16 protein-coding genes and 2 tRNA genes are annotated in these 16,916 nt (G+C 66.4%); 7 read left to right on the top strand and 11 right to left on the bottom strand.

Annotated elements, in window-relative coordinates; all coding sequences use genetic code 11:
• Positions 1–252: 252 nt before the first annotated feature.
• From proC to BM397_RS10500, 3 genes are read left to right on the top strand one after another with little or no spacing between them, the layout of a single operon-like run.
• Positions 253–1,068, top strand: a complete 816-nt coding sequence (gene proC / locus BM397_RS10490) for a pyrroline-5-carboxylate reductase (RefSeq protein ID WP_092423672.1) — start codon at positions 253–255, stop codon at positions 1,066–1,068.
• Positions 1,061–1,399, top strand: coding sequence for a tRNA-binding protein (locus BM397_RS10495; protein WP_092423674.1), 339 nt, complete (start codon positions 1,061–1,063; stop codon positions 1,397–1,399). The genes proC and BM397_RS10495 overlap by 8 nt, the downstream gene beginning before the upstream one ends.
• Complete coding sequence (locus BM397_RS10500; RefSeq protein ID WP_092423676.1) at positions 1,396–2,349, top strand: 2-hydroxyacid dehydrogenase; 954 nt, start codon at positions 1,396–1,398, stop codon at positions 2,347–2,349. Before BM397_RS10495 ends, BM397_RS10500 begins: the two co-directional genes overlap by 4 nt.
• 49 nt (positions 2,350–2,398) lie before the next feature.
• Here BM397_RS10500 and BM397_RS10505 read toward each other — a convergent pair whose 3' ends face one another.
• A complete protein-coding gene (locus BM397_RS10505; RefSeq protein WP_092423678.1) occupies positions 2,399–2,986 on the bottom strand; it encodes a thymidine kinase in 588 nt (195 codons plus the stop codon).
• A gap of 186 nt (positions 2,987–3,172) precedes the next feature.
• Here BM397_RS10505 and BM397_RS10510 point away from each other — a divergent pair, with 186 nt between their 5' ends.
• Positions 3,173–4,081 carry a helix-turn-helix transcriptional regulator gene (locus BM397_RS10510; RefSeq protein WP_092423680.1) on the top strand — a complete coding sequence of 303 codons (909 nt, stop codon included), beginning with the start codon at positions 3,173–3,175 and terminating at the stop codon, positions 4,079–4,081.
• A gap of 429 nt (positions 4,082–4,510) precedes the next feature.
• Here BM397_RS10510 and rimO read toward each other — a convergent pair whose 3' ends face one another.
• The 3 genes from rimO to BM397_RS10525 all read right to left on the bottom strand — a co-directional run bounded on the left by rimO (position 4,511) and on the right by BM397_RS10525 (position 8,643).
• Positions 4,511–5,884, bottom strand: a complete 1,374-nt coding sequence (gene rimO, locus BM397_RS10515) for a 30S ribosomal protein S12 methylthiotransferase RimO (protein ID WP_092423682.1) — start codon at positions 5,882–5,884, stop codon at positions 4,511–4,513.
• 195 nt (positions 5,885–6,079) lie between these two features.
• Entirely contained in the window at positions 6,080–7,861 is a 1,782-nt protein-coding gene (locus BM397_RS10520; RefSeq protein ID WP_092423684.1) for an SLC13 family permease, read from the bottom strand.
• A gap of 176 nt (positions 7,862–8,037) precedes the next feature.
• Positions 8,038–8,643 (bottom strand): GcrA family cell cycle regulator, encoded by a 606-nt coding sequence (locus BM397_RS10525; RefSeq protein WP_092423686.1) that lies wholly within the window; start codon positions 8,641–8,643, stop codon positions 8,038–8,040.
• Positions 8,644–8,766: 123 nt separating this feature from the next.
• Here BM397_RS10525 and BM397_RS10530 point away from each other — a divergent pair, with 123 nt between their 5' ends.
• On the top strand, positions 8,767–9,576 hold the full coding sequence (locus BM397_RS10530) for an ABC transporter permease (RefSeq protein WP_092423688.1): 810 nt from the start codon (positions 8,767–8,769) through the stop codon (positions 9,574–9,576).
• Positions 9,577–9,657: 81 nt separating this feature from the next.
• On the opposite strand, the gene BM397_RS10535 is transcribed toward BM397_RS10530, so the two are convergent.
• Genes BM397_RS10535 through dapF form a run of 4 tightly spaced genes read right to left on the bottom strand, consistent with a single transcriptional unit; the run spans position 9,658 to position 13,131 of the window.
• Positions 9,658–10,362: a CDP-alcohol phosphatidyltransferase family protein gene (locus tag BM397_RS10535; protein ID WP_092424063.1), complete on the bottom strand. Its 705-nt coding sequence runs from the start codon at positions 10,360–10,362 to the stop codon at positions 9,658–9,660.
• 39 nt (positions 10,363–10,401) lie between these two features.
• A complete protein-coding gene (locus BM397_RS10540) occupies positions 10,402–11,028 on the bottom strand; it encodes an FMN-binding negative transcriptional regulator (protein WP_092423690.1) in 627 nt (208 codons plus the stop codon).
• Positions 11,029–11,041: 13 nt separating this feature from the next.
• Positions 11,042–12,301: a tRNA (N(6)-L-threonylcarbamoyladenosine(37)-C(2))-methylthiotransferase MtaB gene (gene mtaB, locus BM397_RS10545; RefSeq protein ID WP_092423692.1), complete on the bottom strand. Its 1,260-nt coding sequence runs from the start codon at positions 12,299–12,301 to the stop codon at positions 11,042–11,044.
• Entirely contained in the window at positions 12,298–13,131 is an 834-nt protein-coding gene (gene dapF, locus BM397_RS10550) for a diaminopimelate epimerase (protein WP_092423694.1), read from the bottom strand. Before dapF ends, mtaB begins: the two co-directional genes overlap by 4 nt.
• Positions 13,132–13,310: 179 nt before the next feature.
• On the opposite strand from dapF, the gene BM397_RS10555 reads away from it, so the two are divergent.
• Positions 13,311–13,386: transfer RNA gene (locus tag BM397_RS10555), tRNA-Lys, on the top strand.
• A 23-nt stretch (positions 13,387–13,409) separates the two neighbouring features.
• Positions 13,410–13,485 (top strand) — tRNA-Lys (locus BM397_RS10560).
• A 201-nt stretch (positions 13,486–13,686) separates the two neighbouring features.
• Here BM397_RS10560 and BM397_RS10565 read toward each other — a convergent pair.
• The 3 genes from BM397_RS10565 to BM397_RS10575 are packed head-to-tail and all read right to left on the bottom strand — an operon-like array spanning position 13,687 to position 16,828.
• Positions 13,687–15,183, bottom strand: coding sequence for an O-antigen ligase family protein (locus BM397_RS10565; RefSeq protein WP_092423696.1), 1,497 nt, complete (start codon positions 15,181–15,183; stop codon positions 13,687–13,689).
• The gene (locus BM397_RS10570) at positions 15,180–15,386 is read right to left on the bottom strand and encodes a hypothetical protein (protein ID WP_092423698.1); all 207 of its coding nucleotides are present in this window, start codon (positions 15,384–15,386) and stop codon (positions 15,180–15,182) included. The genes BM397_RS10565 and BM397_RS10570 overlap by 4 nt, the downstream gene beginning before the upstream one ends.
• On the bottom strand, positions 15,383–16,828 hold the full coding sequence (locus BM397_RS10575; RefSeq protein WP_176806587.1) for a lipopolysaccharide biosynthesis protein: 1,446 nt from the start codon (positions 16,826–16,828) through the stop codon (positions 15,383–15,385). The genes BM397_RS10570 and BM397_RS10575 overlap by 4 nt, the downstream gene beginning before the upstream one ends.
• Positions 16,829–16,916 lie beyond the last annotated feature (88 nt).

A 16,916-nucleotide genomic window follows, 5' to 3' on the forward strand; every position in this document is an offset into this window, starting at 1 on the left:
GACTCGGCAGGCCCGCCGGCGCGCCTCCTCCCGGGCGGGATGCAGGGCTGATCGGTCGCGGGTGAAACACACTCGGTCGGGGCGGAACTGGACGCGCGGATGGAACCGTCTTGACCTGCGAGGCAGTCTTTCTCAGGTCTATTGTCCTGCGCACCGCGCAGATATGATGCGTTCTTCCGCCCTTTCATGCGGACCGTTGCGCGATCCGGGCTGCGCGCGTATCACTGCCGCAACATCGACAGGAGGATCGTCATGCAGGACGGTGAGCTGGCGCAGCGCGGTTTGGTGCTGCTTGGGTGCGGAAAGATGGGATCGGCCATGCTGGAAGGCTGGCTGGGGCGGGGGCTGCCGCCCGCGTCGGTCTGGGTCAATGATCCCTATCCCTCGGAGTGGCTGCAGGCGCAGGGCGTGCATCTGAACGAGACACTGCCCGCCAGCCCGGCGATCGTCCTGGTGGCGGTGAAGCCGCAGATGATGGCCGATGCGCTGCCGGTGCTGGCCAGCTACGGCAATGCCGACACGGTGTTCCTTTCGGTGGCCGCCGGCGTCACCATCGCCACCTACGAGACGATGCTCGGCGCGCAGACCCCGATCATCCGCGCTATGCCCAACACCCCGGCGGCAGTGGGGAAGGGCATCACAGCAATTGCCGGCAATGCCCACGCGGATGACGCGCAGCTGGCGATGGCCGAGGAGCTGCTCTCCGCTGTCGGCGAAGTCGTGCGGCTCGAGGGCGAGGGCCAGATGGACGCGGTCACCGGCCTCAGTGGCTCGGGCCCGGCCTATGTCTTCCACATGATCGAATGCCTCGCCAAGGCCGGCGAGGCCGAGGGCCTGGCCCCCGAGCTGGCCATGCAGCTCGCCAGAGCCACCGTGGCAGGTGCCGGCGCTCTGGCGATGCAGGCCGCCGAGGACCCGGCGCAGCTGCGCAAGAACGTGACCTCGCCGAACGGCACCACGCAGGCCGGGCTCGAAGTGCTGATGGACGAGGACAAGGGCCTGCCGCCGCTGATCCGCGCCACCGTCGGTGCCGCCGTGCGCCGCTCGGAAGAGCTGGCCAATGGCTGAGATCAGCTACGACGATTTTCTCAAGGTCGACATCCGCGTGGGTCGGGTGATCCGCGCGGAACCTTTCCCCGAGGCGCGCAAGCCGGCGATCAAGCTCTGGATCGATTTCGGCCCGGAGATCGGCGAGAAGAAGAGTTCGGCGCAGATCACCGTGCACTATGCACCCGAGGAGCTGGTCGGCAAATCCGTGATGGCGGTGGTCAATTTCCCGCCGCGGCAAATCGGCCCCTTCATGTCCGAGGTTCTTGTTCTAGGTTTCTCGGATGAGAGCGGGGCGATCGTGCTTGCGACCCCCGACAAGACCGTACCGCCGGGAGGACGCCTGCATTGACCAAGATCCTGATCGCCCGAAACCTGCCCGAGAGCGTCGTCGCCGAGGCGCGCGCCGAGTTCGACGTGAGCTACCGCAACCGGCCCGACCCGATGAGCCGCGAGGAAATGCTCGCCTCGCTGGCGGACTATGACGGCGTGCTGATGACACTGGGCGACAGCTACAACGCCGAGGTCTTTGCGGCCGCCGGCGTGCCGCGGGCGCGAATCCTCGCCAACTTCGGGGTGGGCTTCAATCACATCGACGTGGAGGTAGCGCGCAACGCCGGCGTCACCGTGACCAACACGCCGGGCGCGGTCACCGATGCCACCGCGGACATTGCCATGACGCTGATGCTGATGTCCTGCCGCCGCGCGGGCGAGGGCGAGCGCATGGTGCGGATGGGCAGCTGGCAGGGCTGGCACCCGGTGCAGATGCTGGGGTTGCACATGACCGGCAAGACCGTCGGCATTCTCGGTATGGGGCGCATCGGTCAGGCCATCGCGCGGCGCTGCCACTACGGCTTCGGCATGGACGTGGCCTACATGAGCCGGTCGGAAAAGTCGCTGGATCATCCCGCGACGCGCTACGACACGCCCGAGGATCTGGCCGCCAACGTGGACATCCTTGTCACGGCTCTGCCGGGCGGGGCGGCCACGCGCCATACGGTGAACGCGGGCGTTCTGGCGGCGATGCAGCCGCATGCGCATTTCGTCAACATCTCCCGCGGGGACGTGGTCGATGAGGCGGCGCTGATCTCGGCGCTACAGGAGAAACGTATCGCCGGGGCGGGGCTCGACGTCTACGAGAACGAGCCGCAGGTGCCCGAGGCGCTGCGCATGCTCGACAATGCGGTGCTGCTGCCTCACCTCGGCACGGCTGCGCTGGAAGTCCGCGAGGAGATGGGGCGCATGGCGGTGGCCAACCTGCGCGCCTTCTTTGCCGGAGAGCCGGTGCCGAACCCGGTCTGAGACCCTGCGCTCCGGGCGGTCAGCGCCCGGAGTTGCCTCTAGAGCCGCCTCAGGTGGGCGTATCTCCCATCGCCGCGCGCCAGTGCTTGCGGCAGAGCGAGACATAGGTCTCGTTGCCGCCGATCTGGACCTGCGCCCCGTCGCTCAGCGCCTTGCCGGTCTCGTCCTGCCGGATCACCATGGTCGCCTTGCGGCCGCAATGGCAGATGGTGCGGACCTCGCGCAGCGAATCCGCCAGCGCCAGAAGCGCCGCCGATCCGGGGAAGAGCTGGCCGCGGAAATCCACCCGCAGACCGTAGGCCATGACCGGCAGGCCGAGATCGTCCACCACGCGCGCCAGCTGCCAGACCTGCTCTTCGGTCAGGAACTGCGCCTCGTCGATGAAGACGCAGGCCAGCGGTGTCTTCTGATGGACCGTGCTGATCAGGGCGAAGAGGTCGTCCTCTCCGTCGAAGGTTTCTGCCTCCTGCCCCAGCCCGATGCGTGAGCCGATGCGGCCATGCCCGGCGCGCGTGTCCAGCCGCGCGGTCAGCAGGAAGACCTCCATGCCCCGTTCGCGGTAGTTGTGCGCCGCCTGCAGCAGCAGGGTCGATTTTCCGGCGTTCATGGTGGAGTAGTTGAAATGCAGCTTGGCCATGGCGTTCTCCTGCCGCAGCCGGGCGCGGGGCGCAAGCCTGACCCCGCAGGCGCCATTGCCTGCGCCTCGCGGCGCGGCGAATTTGCCAAGATGGGTTTCTTGATCAAGTATGGGGCAGGATTTGCGCCGGGTCTTGATCAGGAGGGTGCGTGATGGGGCAGTGCGAGCGAGGCTGCGTGGCTGGGCTTGAGAGCCGGCGGAGGGCTGCGCTTCGGTGGGCGCGGATCGCTGGTTGATCCATCCAAACCCGGGCCGCGGCGGACGCTGGCGGCCGAGCAGCACGTCCCAGATCTGCTGCAATGGTTCCTCGGCGCGCTTGAGGAGACCGGCACCTCGGAAGAGGTCTGGCGACTGCTCGTGCGTCTGGGACGCAAGCTCGGGCTCCCCTTCGTCGACTACGTGACCGCCAGCGGTCCTTCCGAACGTCCGCTCTTCCTGCGGGCCTCCTATGACACCGGCTGGCTTGGCGCGCATGCCAGCGACATGGCCATAGGCCGCTGGAGCTACCTGAGCGGCCATTCGGCCCTGCATCTGACGCCGATCGCTGTGGGGCTGGAGTTTCTCGCGGAGTACCATCCTCTGCCCGAGAGCCGCATAGCGGTCCTGCAGGAGGCGGCGCGTCGCGGGTTGCGCGCGGGGTTCAGCATTCCGCTCCGGCAGACCATGCCGCCGCGCATCGGGCAGATCAGCCTGGCGGGCGATCACTCGCGGCGCGAGATGCTGGCGATCATCCATGCCCACGGCTGGACGCTGAACGTGGCCGCGCTGACCGCCCACGAGAGGTTCCTCATGCTCTTTGCACAGGAATTCCCGGAACGCAGCCGGATCACCGAAAAGCAGCTCGAGCTTCTGGCAATGATCGGTGCGGGGCTGCAGGACAAGCAGATCGCGGAGCGGCTGGGCGTGTCCATCTCCGCGGTGCGCCACCGGCTGCAGGCGCTCTGTGCGCGCACGGGCAGGGCCTCGCGCGCGGAGCTTGCGGCGCTGGCCATGTCGCTGGGCGTGCTGCCCGATCCGCTGCAGACCGCTCCCGGCACGGCATCGGAACCCGGCGCCGACGCGCCACATGCCAACGCAGGCCAGACGGTGTTCTGAAGATCTGCTGCGCCGGTCCGGCGATCCGCAGGAGGATGCCCGAAAAATGGATGCTCCCGGAAGACCGGGAGCATCTATGCGGTTTGAAATCCACAGGCAGAGTCATTTTTCCCCGAAGGGACAAGCTTCCCATACGCAGGCAAGGTGAATTTCAGTCCGGCGTAAATGCCTTCCCCCCTCTGCGCGGCCACTGCCGCTGGAACTCGAAAAGCTGAGCCCCGAAGCCATGGCCCAATGGGGGGATCTTACCACGGATCGGTGCGTCCTGCGCTGTGCTCAGGGGGGAGAGAGGACGTCAGGCGCGCGTCCCGAAAGGGCATTTTGTGTCAACTCCTGTCAGAATCGGCACCTGTACAGGATGGCGGTCTGAGGGACACGCGACTCGGATCACCGAGTCGCGTGTAGTCGGGACGGTGAAGTCCCGTGCGCTCAGTCCTGACCGACCAGCCGGCCCCAGAGGTCGTATTCGCCCGCCTCGTCCACTTCGACGGTGACCATGTCGCCGGGCTTGAGATGCTCGAAACCCTCGTCGATGAAGAGGTTGCCGTCGATCTCCGGCGCATCGGCCTTGGTCCGGCAGGTGGCCGCATCCTCGTCAACCTCGTCCACCAGCACCTGCAGGGTCTGGCCGACCTTGGCCTCGAGCTTGGCCTCGGAGATCGCCTGCGCCTTCTCCATGAAGCGCTCCCAGCGGTCCTGCTTGACCTCTTCGGGCACGTGATCCGGCAGCACGTTCGAGCGCGCGCCCTCGACGTTCTCGTATTTGAAGCAGCCGACGCGATCGAGCTGCGCTTCGTCCATCCAGTCGAGCAGGGTCTGGAACTCGTCCTCGGTCTCGCCCGGGTAGCCGACGATGAAGGTCGAACGCAGGGTGATGTCCGGGCAGTCCGAGCGCCAGGCGGCGATCTCGTCGAGCGTGCGCGCCGCGGCGGCGGGGCGCGCCATGCGCTTCAGCGTCTCCGGATGGGCGTGCTGGAACGGGATGTCGAGATAGGGCAGCACCAGCCCCTCGGCCATGGCCGGGATGAGCTCACGCACGTGGGGGTAGGGGTAGACGTAGTGCATCCGCACCCAGGCGCCGAACTGGCCGAGCTCACGCGCCAGCGACAGGATCGGGAATTTCTCGTCCCGGTCCTTCCAGTCGGTGCCATAAGCGGAGGTGTCCTGGGAGATCACCAGCAGCTCCTTCACGCCCGCTTCGACCAGCTTCTCGGCCTCGCGCAGCACCGCGCGCTGCGGCCGCGAGGTGAGGAGCCCGCGCATGTCGGGGATGATGCAGAACTTGCACTTGTGGTTACAGCCCTCGGAGATCTTCAGGTAGCTGTAATGCCGCGGCGTGAGCTTCACGCCCGAGCCGGGCAGCAGGTCGACGAAGGGATCGGGGGAGGGCGGCACGGCACCATGCACCGCGTCGAGCACCTGCTCGTATTGATGCGGGCCGGTGACTGCCAGAACCTTGGGATGGGTGCCGGTGATATACTCGGGCTCGGCGCCAAGGCAGCCGGTGACGATCACCCGGCCGTTTTCCTTCAGCGCCTCGCCGATCGCCTCGAGGCTTTCCGCCTTGGCGCTGTCGAGAAAGCCGCAGGTGTTGACGATGACCGCGTCCGCTCCCGAGTAGTCGGGCGAGATGCCGTAACCCTCGGCGCGCAGCCGGGTGAGGATGCGCTCGCTGTCGACCAGCGCCTTGGGGCAGCCAAGCGAGACCATGCCGATGGTCGGCTGGCCATCGCGGCGGGTTTCCGTGACGCGGGCGCGGGCAAGGTCGGGGCGAAGATCGGGCGGATTCTGCATGGGCGGCATATACGCGCTCTCCGGGCCTGCGAAAAGGGTGGTTGCGCGGGGCGCGCCATTCCGCGCCGCCGTGACTGCGGAGAGGGCCGGATTTGCGTATTTTGAAAGAGAAGAAGCCGGGCGGGCCATCCGGAACTTCTTCTCTTTTCAAATACGCAGGGGGTGAGGCGCGCAGCGCCGAGGGGGCATCGCCCCCTGCACACCTCAGCCGAACAGCCAGAGGATCCCGGCGCAGGCGGCCAGCGCGGCCACGAGGTTCATGGCGAGGCCGATCTTCAGGAAGTCGGAGAATCGGTAGTTGCCCGCGCCGTAGACCAGTGTGTTGGTCTGGTAGCCGATCGGTGTGGCGAAGCTGGCCGAGGCGCCGAACATCACTGCCATGGTCAGCGCCCGGGGGTCGAGCCCGGTGCTCTCGGCGAGGCCGATGGCGATGGGCGTGAAGACCACCGCGACGGCGTTGTTGGTCACTGTCTCAGTCAGCAGCGAGGCCAGCAGGTAGACCGCCAGCAACGCGAGGAACGGCGGCAGCCCCGAGATCGGCGGCGCGAGCCAACTCACCAGCAGGTCCACCGCGCCGGTGTTCTGCAGGCCGAGGCCGACCACCAGCATGGCGAAGATCAGCACCAGCACCGAGCCGTCGACTGCGCCCCAGGCCTCGTCGGCGTCGATGCAGCGCAGGATGAGGATGGCGGCGACCGACAGAATCGAGAGCGTCGCGATGTCCATCACGCCAAGCGCCGCGAGGGTCACCACGGCGGCCAGCGCGGCCAGCACCAGCGGCGCCCGACCGCGGCGGAAGGCGCGGCCCGTGGGGCGGCTGACCGAGACCAGCTGCGCCTCGTCCTCCAGCGTCTGGAAGGCGGTGGCGGGCCCCTCCAGCAGCAGCTTGTCGGCGGGGCGCAGCCGCACCGAGCCGAGATCGGGGCCTGGGTTGTGCTCGTGCCGATGTGCTCCGAGAACCCGCACGCCGAAGCGGCGGCCCAGCGACATGCTGCCGAGGCTGCGGCCGAGCGAGGATTTGCGCGGCGAGACCACGACCTCGACCGTGACCAGATCGCCCTCGGGCGGCTCGCCACGGCGCAGCCCGATCTTCAGCCCCTGATCGTCGTGCAGGGTCAGAAGCTCGGAGGTGGGGGCGCGCAGAATGACCCGGTCGCCCTTCTCCAGCACTTGCTCCTCCAGCGGGGCGGGCAGGGCATTGCCCTTGCGCCGCAGCCCGGTCACCCGCACGCCGCCCCGGTTCAGCGGCGCGACCTCGGAGAGCGGCTTGCCGGCGTAGGTGTCATCGGCCAGCAGGGCCTCGGAGAGGAAGGTGGTCTCGCCCAGCATCTGCTCGGGGTCGCTGGCCTCGCGGTCGGGCAGCAGCAGCGGGCCGAGCAGGGCGAGGGTTGCGCCACCGGCCAGCGCAACCATCAGGCCGACCGGGGTGATCTCGAAGATCCCGAAGGGCTCCAGTCCCTGGCCGCGCGCGACGCCGTCGACCAGCAGGTTGGTCGAGGTGCCGATGAGGGTGCAGGTGCCGCCGAGAATGGCCACGTAGCTCAGCGGAATCAGCAGCCGGGTCGGCGCCTTGCCAAGCGCCGCGGCAAGGCGGATCACCACCGGGATCAGCACCAGCACGACCGGCGTGTTGTTGACGAAGCCCGAGGCCAGCAGCGTCACGCCGAGGATCACCGCGAGCGCGAGGCCGGGGCGCTCTTGCGCCTGGGAGATCACCAGCTCGGAGATTGCCTCGAGCACGCCGGTGCGCACCAGCGCGCCGGACAGCACGAACATCGCGGCGATGGTCAGTGGCGCGGGGTTTGAGAAGACCGAGAGGAGTTGATCCTGTCCGACGTAGCCGAGCGCGACGAAGAGCGCCGCGAGTCCTGCCGCCGGGACCTCTGGCGGGTAGAGTTCCAGCATGAAGATCACGAAGAGGCCCACGATGAGCCCGAGGGCGATCAGGGCGTCATACTCGGCGATCAACGAGAGAAATTCTGTCATCACGGCTCACTCTTGCGTCTGTCACAACGCTGAAGCGAGGGATGAGGTTTCGCAACCCCCTGCGCTTCGGGCAAAAATCAGCCGGGGCAGGGGACAGGAAGGCAGGGGCAAAGAAAAACCGCCCGGGCCGGGGGCGCGGGCGGTTCGGAACTGTCGAGGCGTGGACTGTGCCGCGCTCAGCGGCGCCGGTCGCGGCGCGAGGACATCGGCTGGAAGGCCACGCCCACATGCGCCTCGCAATACGGCTTGCCCTGCTGCACGGGCAGGCCGCAGAACCAGAAGTCATCGGTCGCCGGGTCACCCACGGGCCACTTGCAGGTGCGCTCTGTGAGATCCATCAGCGACAGCTTCTTCGCCTTCTTCTCGATCTCCGACACCTTGGCCAGTGCCTCGGGGCTGATCTCGTTGGCCGAGGGCTGGGGCGGCAGCGGCTGGCCCGCGGGCACGATCGGCTTGCGCGACGGGCCGAGCGGGACCGGGCGCGTCTCGACCGCCGTGGCGGTCTCGCGCGCGGGTTCGGGGGCCGCGGCGGGTTCGGGCTTGGGTGCCGGCTTTGCCTTGGCCTCCTTCGCGGCGGGCTTGGCTTCCTTGGCCGGGGCCGCCGGTGCGGCAGGGGCCGCGCCGCCCGCGGGGGCGGTGCGGTTCGACAGGCCGAGCCGGTGCACCTTGCCAATCACCGCGTTGCGGGTGACGCCGCCAAGTTCCTTGGCGATCTGGCTGGCCGACTGGCCCTCGGCCCACATCTTCTTGAGAAGCTCGACGCGCTCATCCGTCCAGGACATGTCCGATCCTTGCTTGAGAAAAAGCGGCCCCCGATACAGGGCCGCCTGAAAATTCCATCAGGGGGCCTATTGTAGTCATCAACTGCCGAGTTACAAGCCGGACCCAAAGGGAAAGGAGACCTTATGGACAGCCAAACCCGCTTCGAGCCCGGGGCCCGCCGTTTCGGCGCGGTGAACTGGCTCGGACTCGCCACGCTCTGCCGTCGGGAAACCCAGCGTTTTCTCGCGGTCTGGACCCAGACGCTGCTGGCGCCGCTGGTCACCGCGGGGCTCTTCCTGGTGATCTTCACCATCGCGATAGGTCCGACCCGGGGCGAGGTGATGGGTGTGCCCTTCACCCGGTTCATCGCGCCCGGCATCCTGATGATGACGGTGATCCAGAACGCTTTTGCAAATACCTCCTCGTCGATCGTGATCTCCAAGGTGCAGGGCAATATCGTAGACACGCTGATGCCGCCCCTGGCGCCTTTCGAACTGGTGATCGGCTATCTCGCCGGCGGCATCGCGCGCGGGCTGGTGGTGGCCTGCGCGATCCTGCTGGGGCTCTGGGCGACCACCGGGCTGGTGCCGGCGCATCCGCTGTTCGTGCTGGGTTTCGTCTTCCTCGGCGGGGCCTTCCTGTCATCGGTGGGCATCGTGGCGGGGCTTTTCGCCAACAAGTTCGACCAGATGGCGGCGATCACCAACTTCATCGTGACGCCGCTCGCCTTCCTGTCGGGCACCTTCTACTCGGTCGAGGCGCTGCCGCGCGGGCTCTACGAGATCACCCATTTCAACCCGGTGTTCTACCTGATCGACGGGGCACGCTACGGGGTGCTGGGTGTGTCGGATGCCAACCCGCTGCTCGGGGCCGGGGTGGCGATCTTCGCCACGCTGGTGGTCTCGCTGATGGCCTGGGGGCTGTTCCGCACCGGCTGGCGGCTCAAGGCCTGAGCCGACCGCGAGATGCAGGCAACGAAAAGGGGGCTTTCGCCCCCTTTTTTTACCTGTGTGCCATTCAGAGGAGATGCGTCGTCAGGCGCGCTTGGGTTCGGCCTGGGGCACGACCTGCTGCGCGATGCCGGCGAAGAGCAGGTAGACCGAGGTGACGACAAGGCCCCAATGCGCCCAGCTCTGCGGGTGGAAATCTACCCAGGCGGCCCAGCCGGCGAAGAAGGTCCAGGCCAGCGCAATCGGCAGCGAGAGCGGCCGCCAGCGCTCGGTGCGGACGGGGTGGATGAACTTCAGCGGCAGGAACATCGCCACGGCAAGCAGGGTCACCAGCGTCAGGATCACCCAGAAGTTCGGCTGCAGCGCGAAGAGCACCAGCACCAGCATGTTCCAGCAGCCCGGAAAGCCCTGGAAGGAGTTGTCGGAGGTCTTCATCCGGCTGTCGGCGAAATACATCGCCGAGGCAAATGTGATGATGATGATCGCGATCCAGCCGGTCCAGCCGGGCAAAAGCCCCGAGTGAAAGAGCGCGAAGGCCGGGATGAAGACGTAGGTCAGGTAGTCGATGATCAGGTCAAGCAGCACGCCGTCGAAACGGGGCGAATTGACCTTCACGTCGTACTTGCGGGCCAACGGGCCGTCGACGCCGTCGACGGCAAAGGCCACGACCAGCCAGAGGAACATGATCGACCAGTCTTCCTGCGCGGCGGCAAGCATGGCGAGCATGGCGAAGACCGCGCCTGTGGCGGTCAGCAGGTGAACGATGAGAGCGCGGGTTTTCAGGGTCATGCCGCCTGACATGACCGATCTGCGCGCGCCTTGCAATCATCACGCCTCGTCGGGCGGGGGATCCTGCATGAGCGTGGCCAGTGCGCCGAGCTCCTGTCCGAAGCCGGATTCAAGCGCATTGGCGGCGGCGCGGCGCATCTGATCGGTCTTGTTCTGCGAGAGCTTCCAGGTGCTGTCGATCTCGTCGACGTGCAGGCGGAAGGGCAGGATCATGCGCTGCAGCTTGGCGCGGACCTCGGGATCCATCTTGTCCATGGTCCAGGGGGTCTTGGGGGCCAGCCGTCCCTCGAAGGCGGCGCTCTGCTCGGCCAGAAGAGGGTCAATCTGGTCCTGCGGCAGCGGCTCGAGGCGGCCGGTCAGATGCACGGCGACATAGTTCCATGTCGGCACCTGGCCGGGATCGCCGTACCAGTCGGGCGAGACATAGCCGTCGGGGCCGCTCACAGCGAGCCGGGCGGGCACTCCCTCACGCGCGGCGCGGCAGATCGGGTTGGAGCGAACGAGGTGCAGGTCGGCGTAGCTGGCATCTTCCGACAGCAGGAAGGGCACATGCGACAGCAGTGGCGCGCCCTCGGCGCTGACCGCCAGCGTGCCGAAGCTGCGGGCGCGTAGCAGCTCGAGGCTGCGGGCCTCGGCTGTGCGGCGGAAGATCGGGTTCGGGTGCATGGGCGCCGGGGCCTCAGGCGACGAGCTGCGCGCCGCGGATGCCGGTGATCGTCGCGGTGACGATGGCGCCCTCGGTCTGCGGCCTGTCGAAGAGCACCTCGGTGAACTGCTCGGTGCGGCCCATCTCGGGGCTTTCCATCAGGATGTGATGGGTGCGGCCGGGCTGGGCGGCGAGGTGGCGCTCCACGGCAGCATCCCCGGCGGCGCGCAGACGGGCGGCGCGCTCCTTGATGACATTGCCATTCACCTTGCTCGGGATGCGCGCGGCGGGGGTGCCGGGGCGCGAGGAGTAGGGGAAGACGTGCAGCCAGGTCAGATCGCAGTCCTCGACCAGCTTCAGCGAGTTCTCGAAATGCTCCTCGGTCTCGGTGGGGAACCCGGCGATGATGTCGGCGCCGAAGGTCATCTCGGGGCGCAGCTTGCGCGCCTCCTCGCAGAAGCGGATGGCGTCGTCGCGCAGGTGGCGGCGCTTCATGCGCTTGAGGATCAGATCGTCGCCGTGCTGCAGCGACAGGTGCAAATGCGGCATCAGGCGCGGCTCGGTGGCGATCGCCTGCATCAGGTTCTCGTCGGCCTCGATGGAATCAATCGAGGAGATGCGCAGGCGCGGCAGGTCGGGGATCAGCTTAAGGATGCGCATGACCAGATCGCCGAGCCGCGGCGTGCCCGGCAGGTCGGCGCCCCATGAAGTAAGGTCCACCCCGGTCAGCACCACCTCGTTGTAGCCTTGCTGTACCAGCCGCTTGATCTGGTCGACCACCACACCCGCGGGGACCGAGCGGGAATTGCCGCGGCCGTAGGGGATGATGCAGAAGGTGCAGCGGTGATCGCAGCCGTTCTGCACCTGCACGTAGGCGCGGCTGCGGGTGCCGAAGCCGTCGATAAGGTGGCCGGCGGTCTCTGTCACCGACATGATGTCGTTGACCATGACGCGCTCGGTCTCGCCGATGAAGCCGCTGGACAGGCGCGACCAGGTCTCGGGGGCCATCTTCTCGGTGTTGCCGACCACCGCGTCGACCTCGGTCATCGCGGCGAAGCTGTCGGGGTCGATCTGCGCGGCGCAGCCGGTGACGATGACCTTGGCGTCGGGGTTCTCGCGGCGCAGGCGGCGGATCTCCTGACGCGCCTTGCGCACGGCCTCGGAGGTCACGGCGCAGGTGTTCACGATCACCGCGTTTTCCATGCCGGCCTGCGCGGCGAGGTCCTTCATCGCCTCGGTCTCATAGGCATTGAGGCGGCAGCCGAGCGTGGTGAATTTGGGCGCGCTGGTCATGACACCGCCTCGAGCCAATCGTGGGTGAAGTTGCCGTCGAAAACATGTGCGGTGCCGCCAGTCATCCAGACGCCATCTTCGCGCCAATCGACCTGCAGCGTGCCGCCGTCGAGCTCGATGGACACCTTGCGCCCGGTCAGGCCGCGGCGCGCGGCGGCAACGGCCGTGGCGCAGGAGGACGAGCCCGAGGCCAGCGTGAGCCCCGCGCCGCGCTCCCAGACCCGCATGCGCAGGTGGTCGGGGCCAATGAGGCTGGCGACCTGTACGTTGGTGCGCTGCGGGTAGAGCGGGTGGTGCTCATGCGCCGGGCCGAAGGTCTCGATGTCCACCGCGTCGGCGTCCTCGACGAAGAAGGTGCAGTGCGGGTTGCCCATGCCGGTGGCGGTGGGTTTGCCCTCGATCGGCAGCTCCAGCGTATCCATCTCGGAGGCGAGGGGGACTTCGTGCCAGTCGAGTTGGGGGTGGCCCATGTTCACCGATGTGAGCCCGTTGCCTGCGTCGCGCGCGTAGAGCGTGCCGCGTTCGGTGCTGAGCGTCAGCTCGGTCTTGGCGGTCTCGTCCATCAGGAAGCGCGCGATGCAGCGCGTGGCATTGCCGCAGGCGCCTGCGGTCGAGCCGTCGGCATTGTAGAAGGTCAGATGCGCATCGCCGCTGCCCTGCTCGATGATCGCGAGCTGGTCGAAGCCGACACCGCGGTGGCGGTCGGCGATGGCCATGGCGAGGGCAGGGGTCATGGCGACGGAGCGCGCACGCGCGTCCAGCACGACGAAGTCGTTTCCGAGCCCGTGCATCTTCATGAAGGGCAGAGTCTGGGGGCGTGCATGTTTCATCCGCGCGCATATACGCTTCTTGACGGAACGTTTCCAGCCTGCGTTGCGGGGAGCTGCCTTGCCTCTGGTGCATGCACTCCTTGCATGGAGGTACGCTGGTCCGGGGTATGTTCGGCAGAATTGTCATTTTTCCGCTTGACCCCCCACGCCACAGTTCCTAGAAGCCGCCCACACACAGTGGGCCGTTAGCTCAGTTGGTAGAGCAACTGACTTTTAATCAGTGGGTCGCAGGTTCGAATCCTGCACGGCTCACCACTGTGTAAAAGTCCCGAGAGAGTGGGCCGTTAGCTCAGTTGGTAGAGCAACTGACTTTTAATCAGTGGGTCGCAGGTTCGAATCCTGCACGGCTCACCACTCTGGCAGGTTTCATAGACAATACAATGGCTTCGGTCCTACCCGTATGGGGGGAGCGGTGTGCTGTAGGCAGCGCGCAGGCGCACCTGCAGAGGTCCACGACATGCCCCGAAGCGCGCGAATCCCGAAATTGCCGAGAGAGTACATTCCCGCAGCCAGAAAGCGGGATGTCCCGCCCGGCCTCGTGGTGGCGGCGCGGGCTCAACCGGGCGGAATCACTGAGTCCGTTTCGACGGGATAGGGCGCGGTCACGCGGCGTGTTCTGAACTTCAGGGCCGGGTGATCCGCGTAGATGCACCGGGTGATCATGTAGGATTCGACGGCAAGCGACACGACGTACCAGAGGAACCGGGGGATGCCGTCCTGCAGGAAGGTCATCGCGGCAAGATAGCCGACGAAACCGCCGCAGAAAGCGATCAGCCTTCGCGCCATGAGCTCGTCTCCGACGCTGCGCGCCACCGCCGCCGCCCGGAAGAAGTTCACCGCGCCCATGGCGGCGATGCCGAGAAACATCATCAAGCCCACCAGCCCCAGTTCGGTGAGCAACTCCAGGTAGAGGCTGTGGGTCGAGCGCCCTTCGCCGCGGAAGATCAGCCCGTCATCCAGCGCGCCGTTCTGGTAGTACGCCTTGAAGTTGCCCTGGCCGACCCCGAACCACGGGTGCTCGTTGAACAGGTTGTAGGCGACGGTCCAGCTGGCGAGCCGGCCCTCAGTGCTGGTGTCCTGCGCTTCGCCCTCGGTGGCGGTGCTCAGGATGCTGGTGAAGCGTTCGATCAACTCGTCGCTGGCAACCGCGCCGGCCAGCATGACAACGAGCACGCCGATCATCCCTGCTGCGAGGAACTGCTTGCGGGTGAAGCTGGTGCTCAGGACGATCAGTCCCAGCGCCAGCCCGATGAGCGCCCCACGGGACTGTGTTGCAAGAAGCCCGGCGATGAGCACCCCGGAAATTATCGTCCAGGTGACCATCGCCACCGGACCGCGCGCATTGAGTAGGTAAAACAGGCCGAGCGGTATCGTGAAGACCACAATGGCCGCAAAGAAGTTGGGGTCGATCAGCATGCCCGAGAGCCGGCCTGAGCCTTCGGTAAGTCGGGCGAAGCCGCTGAAACCGGTCGGCGAGGGGGCGATGGCAAGCTGGTAGAGGCCCAGGCTGCATATGAGGAAGATCGGCAAGGTTGCCGCAAGCGCCACGGTATCGAAACCGCGCCTGTTGTTCATGAAGGCGAGCGCCAGGATCGCCACGACGGCGTCTTTGAAGAATTCGATCGAATCGTGAACGCTCACGGACCAGCGGAGGGCATAGGTCGCGCTGACCAGCTTCACGGCAAAGATGATCGCCAGGCAGCAGATGGTCACACGCGGCACATAGGGCAGATCGCGGTAGATCGCGTAGCGCGCGAGAAGCAGGACGAAGAGCCCCGGCGCGGTGATCTTGGCCAGGGAGGGAATGTCGTAAGCCTCGATGAGGTTGTCCGACGCGTTGGAAATGATCAGAGCGATCAGGCCAGCGAGCGCGATCATCGGGAAGCGGATGCCGACGGTGAAGATCAGCAGTGCCACGGGCAGGGCCAGCATCAGCGTGGTGCGTCCCGCAAGGACGTAGGCCAACCCGAGCGCACAGAGTCCGCTGATCAGGATCACCAGCGCGCCGCGCCAGTCGATGCGTCTGTTGGGCGTGTGTGTGGCGTCGCTCATTCCTGCCTCGGCGTTTCGTTCGGGCGTCGGGGCTGATCGGAGGTGAAGCACCCGCGCAGCCTGCGGGCATTTCCGAGAAGATTGCGCGAGGCATTTTGCAGGGGCACCCAGCCCGCCTGGTCGCGCCGGGCGCGGTCTGGCCGGGTGCTGGCGAAACGGCCGACGCCCTGCACCGGCTCGCCGTGTTTTTGCGCCGGGGTCATGCGCGCCTCCGCTTCAGGATGAACCTGTGTCCGGCCACAAAGACGCCCGGCAGCACCACGCGCAGCGCGATGAGGTAGACCGCGGCAAAGGCGGCTGCCCCCGCCATCAACCTGAGCAGTTCGGACCCGGTGTGCATCTGCAGGGCAAGGAAGGCCGCGACAGAGGCGCTGCCGGTACAGATCAGCGCCGGGCGCAGCGCTTCCAGCAACCTTGGCAGCGTGATGCTCATCACCCGCTTGGTGGCAAGGTAGATGGGCACGAACCGCACGAAGGCCATTACGAGTTGCGCGGCGGCGACGGCGGTGATGCCGAAGGGAATCGCAACGGCCAGCAACAGCACGAAGATGGGCAGGTTGACCAGCGCGGCGCGGAACATCAGGTCTGTGCGGCTGACCGCCTTGAGAAGCTGACCGGGCACCATGTTCAATGTGCTGACGGCCAGTGCAGCGGCAATAAACTGCATCGGCGCGACCATGTCGTACCATTTCTCGGTGTAAAGCACGTGCACCGTCGGTTCGGCGAGCACGGCAATCGCTGCGCCGATTCCGAACATCAGAAGCGCGCAGTAACGCAGCGACTGGTAGTAGTACTTCGCCAGTTCCTCGGGGTGGGTCTGCATCTTCGACATCACGGGATGCAGCACGGTCCCGGCGACCGAGATGAAGCTCTTGATCGCCAGCTCGGGGATTCGATAGGCGATGGCGTAAATCCCCAGGGCCGCGGGGCCGAGGAACTTGCCCACCATGAGGTTGTCGAGAAGTCGCGGCGAGGCGTTGATGGTCTCGGCACCGATAAGGTAAGAGCCGAAGCCCATCACGTAGCGCACCGTCGGCCAGTCGGGCAGGGCGCTGGGCTTCCAGGGGCGCATCCAATAGAGCAGGAGCGTTGCTACGAGGGCCCCGGCGATGTAGCCGACCACCAGCGCCCAGACCCCGAAGCCCATGATCGCCAGGATGATTGAAATCACACCCTTGGTGATCCCCTGGGCCATGTCGGGGATCATCTTCTTGCGCAAGTTCAGTTCGCGGAACAGCAGGCTGTAGTGCACCGATCCCAGCGCGCGGATCACCAGCACCAGGCAGACCGTACCGAGCAGTGGTTGCAATTCCGCAGACTCAAAGAGCCGCGCGATCGCGCCCGAGCCCAGCCACAGCAGCAGGGCCATCACGCTCGAGGTGAAGATCGCACAAACGAAGACGGCATTTGCGGTCTCTTGCTGGCGATGCTTAACCGAGATCAGCGCGGCGCCGAGACCGAATTTCGAGATGATCTCGAAGTAGCCCATGATCGCCAGGCAGATGGCCATCAGGCCGAATTCCTCGGGATCGACATGGCGTGCGATGATGATGACCGCGACGAAGTTCAGAAGTTTGGTGGAGGTGAAGGAGAGGTATGCCCAGAAGAGGTTCTTGGACGTGGCCTTGCCGGGAGAGAATGCCATGCAGCAAATCCTCGAAAACATGAGGAGAAAAAAGAAAATTCCAGCCAGATAAAATGAGACGGCCGGGTGCGAGAATCGAGCCCAGTCT

The sequence above is a fragment of the Alloyangia pacifica genome, from assembly GCF_900116195.1.
Lineage (GTDB): Bacteria > Pseudomonadota > Alphaproteobacteria > Rhodobacterales > Rhodobacteraceae > Salipiger > Salipiger pacificus.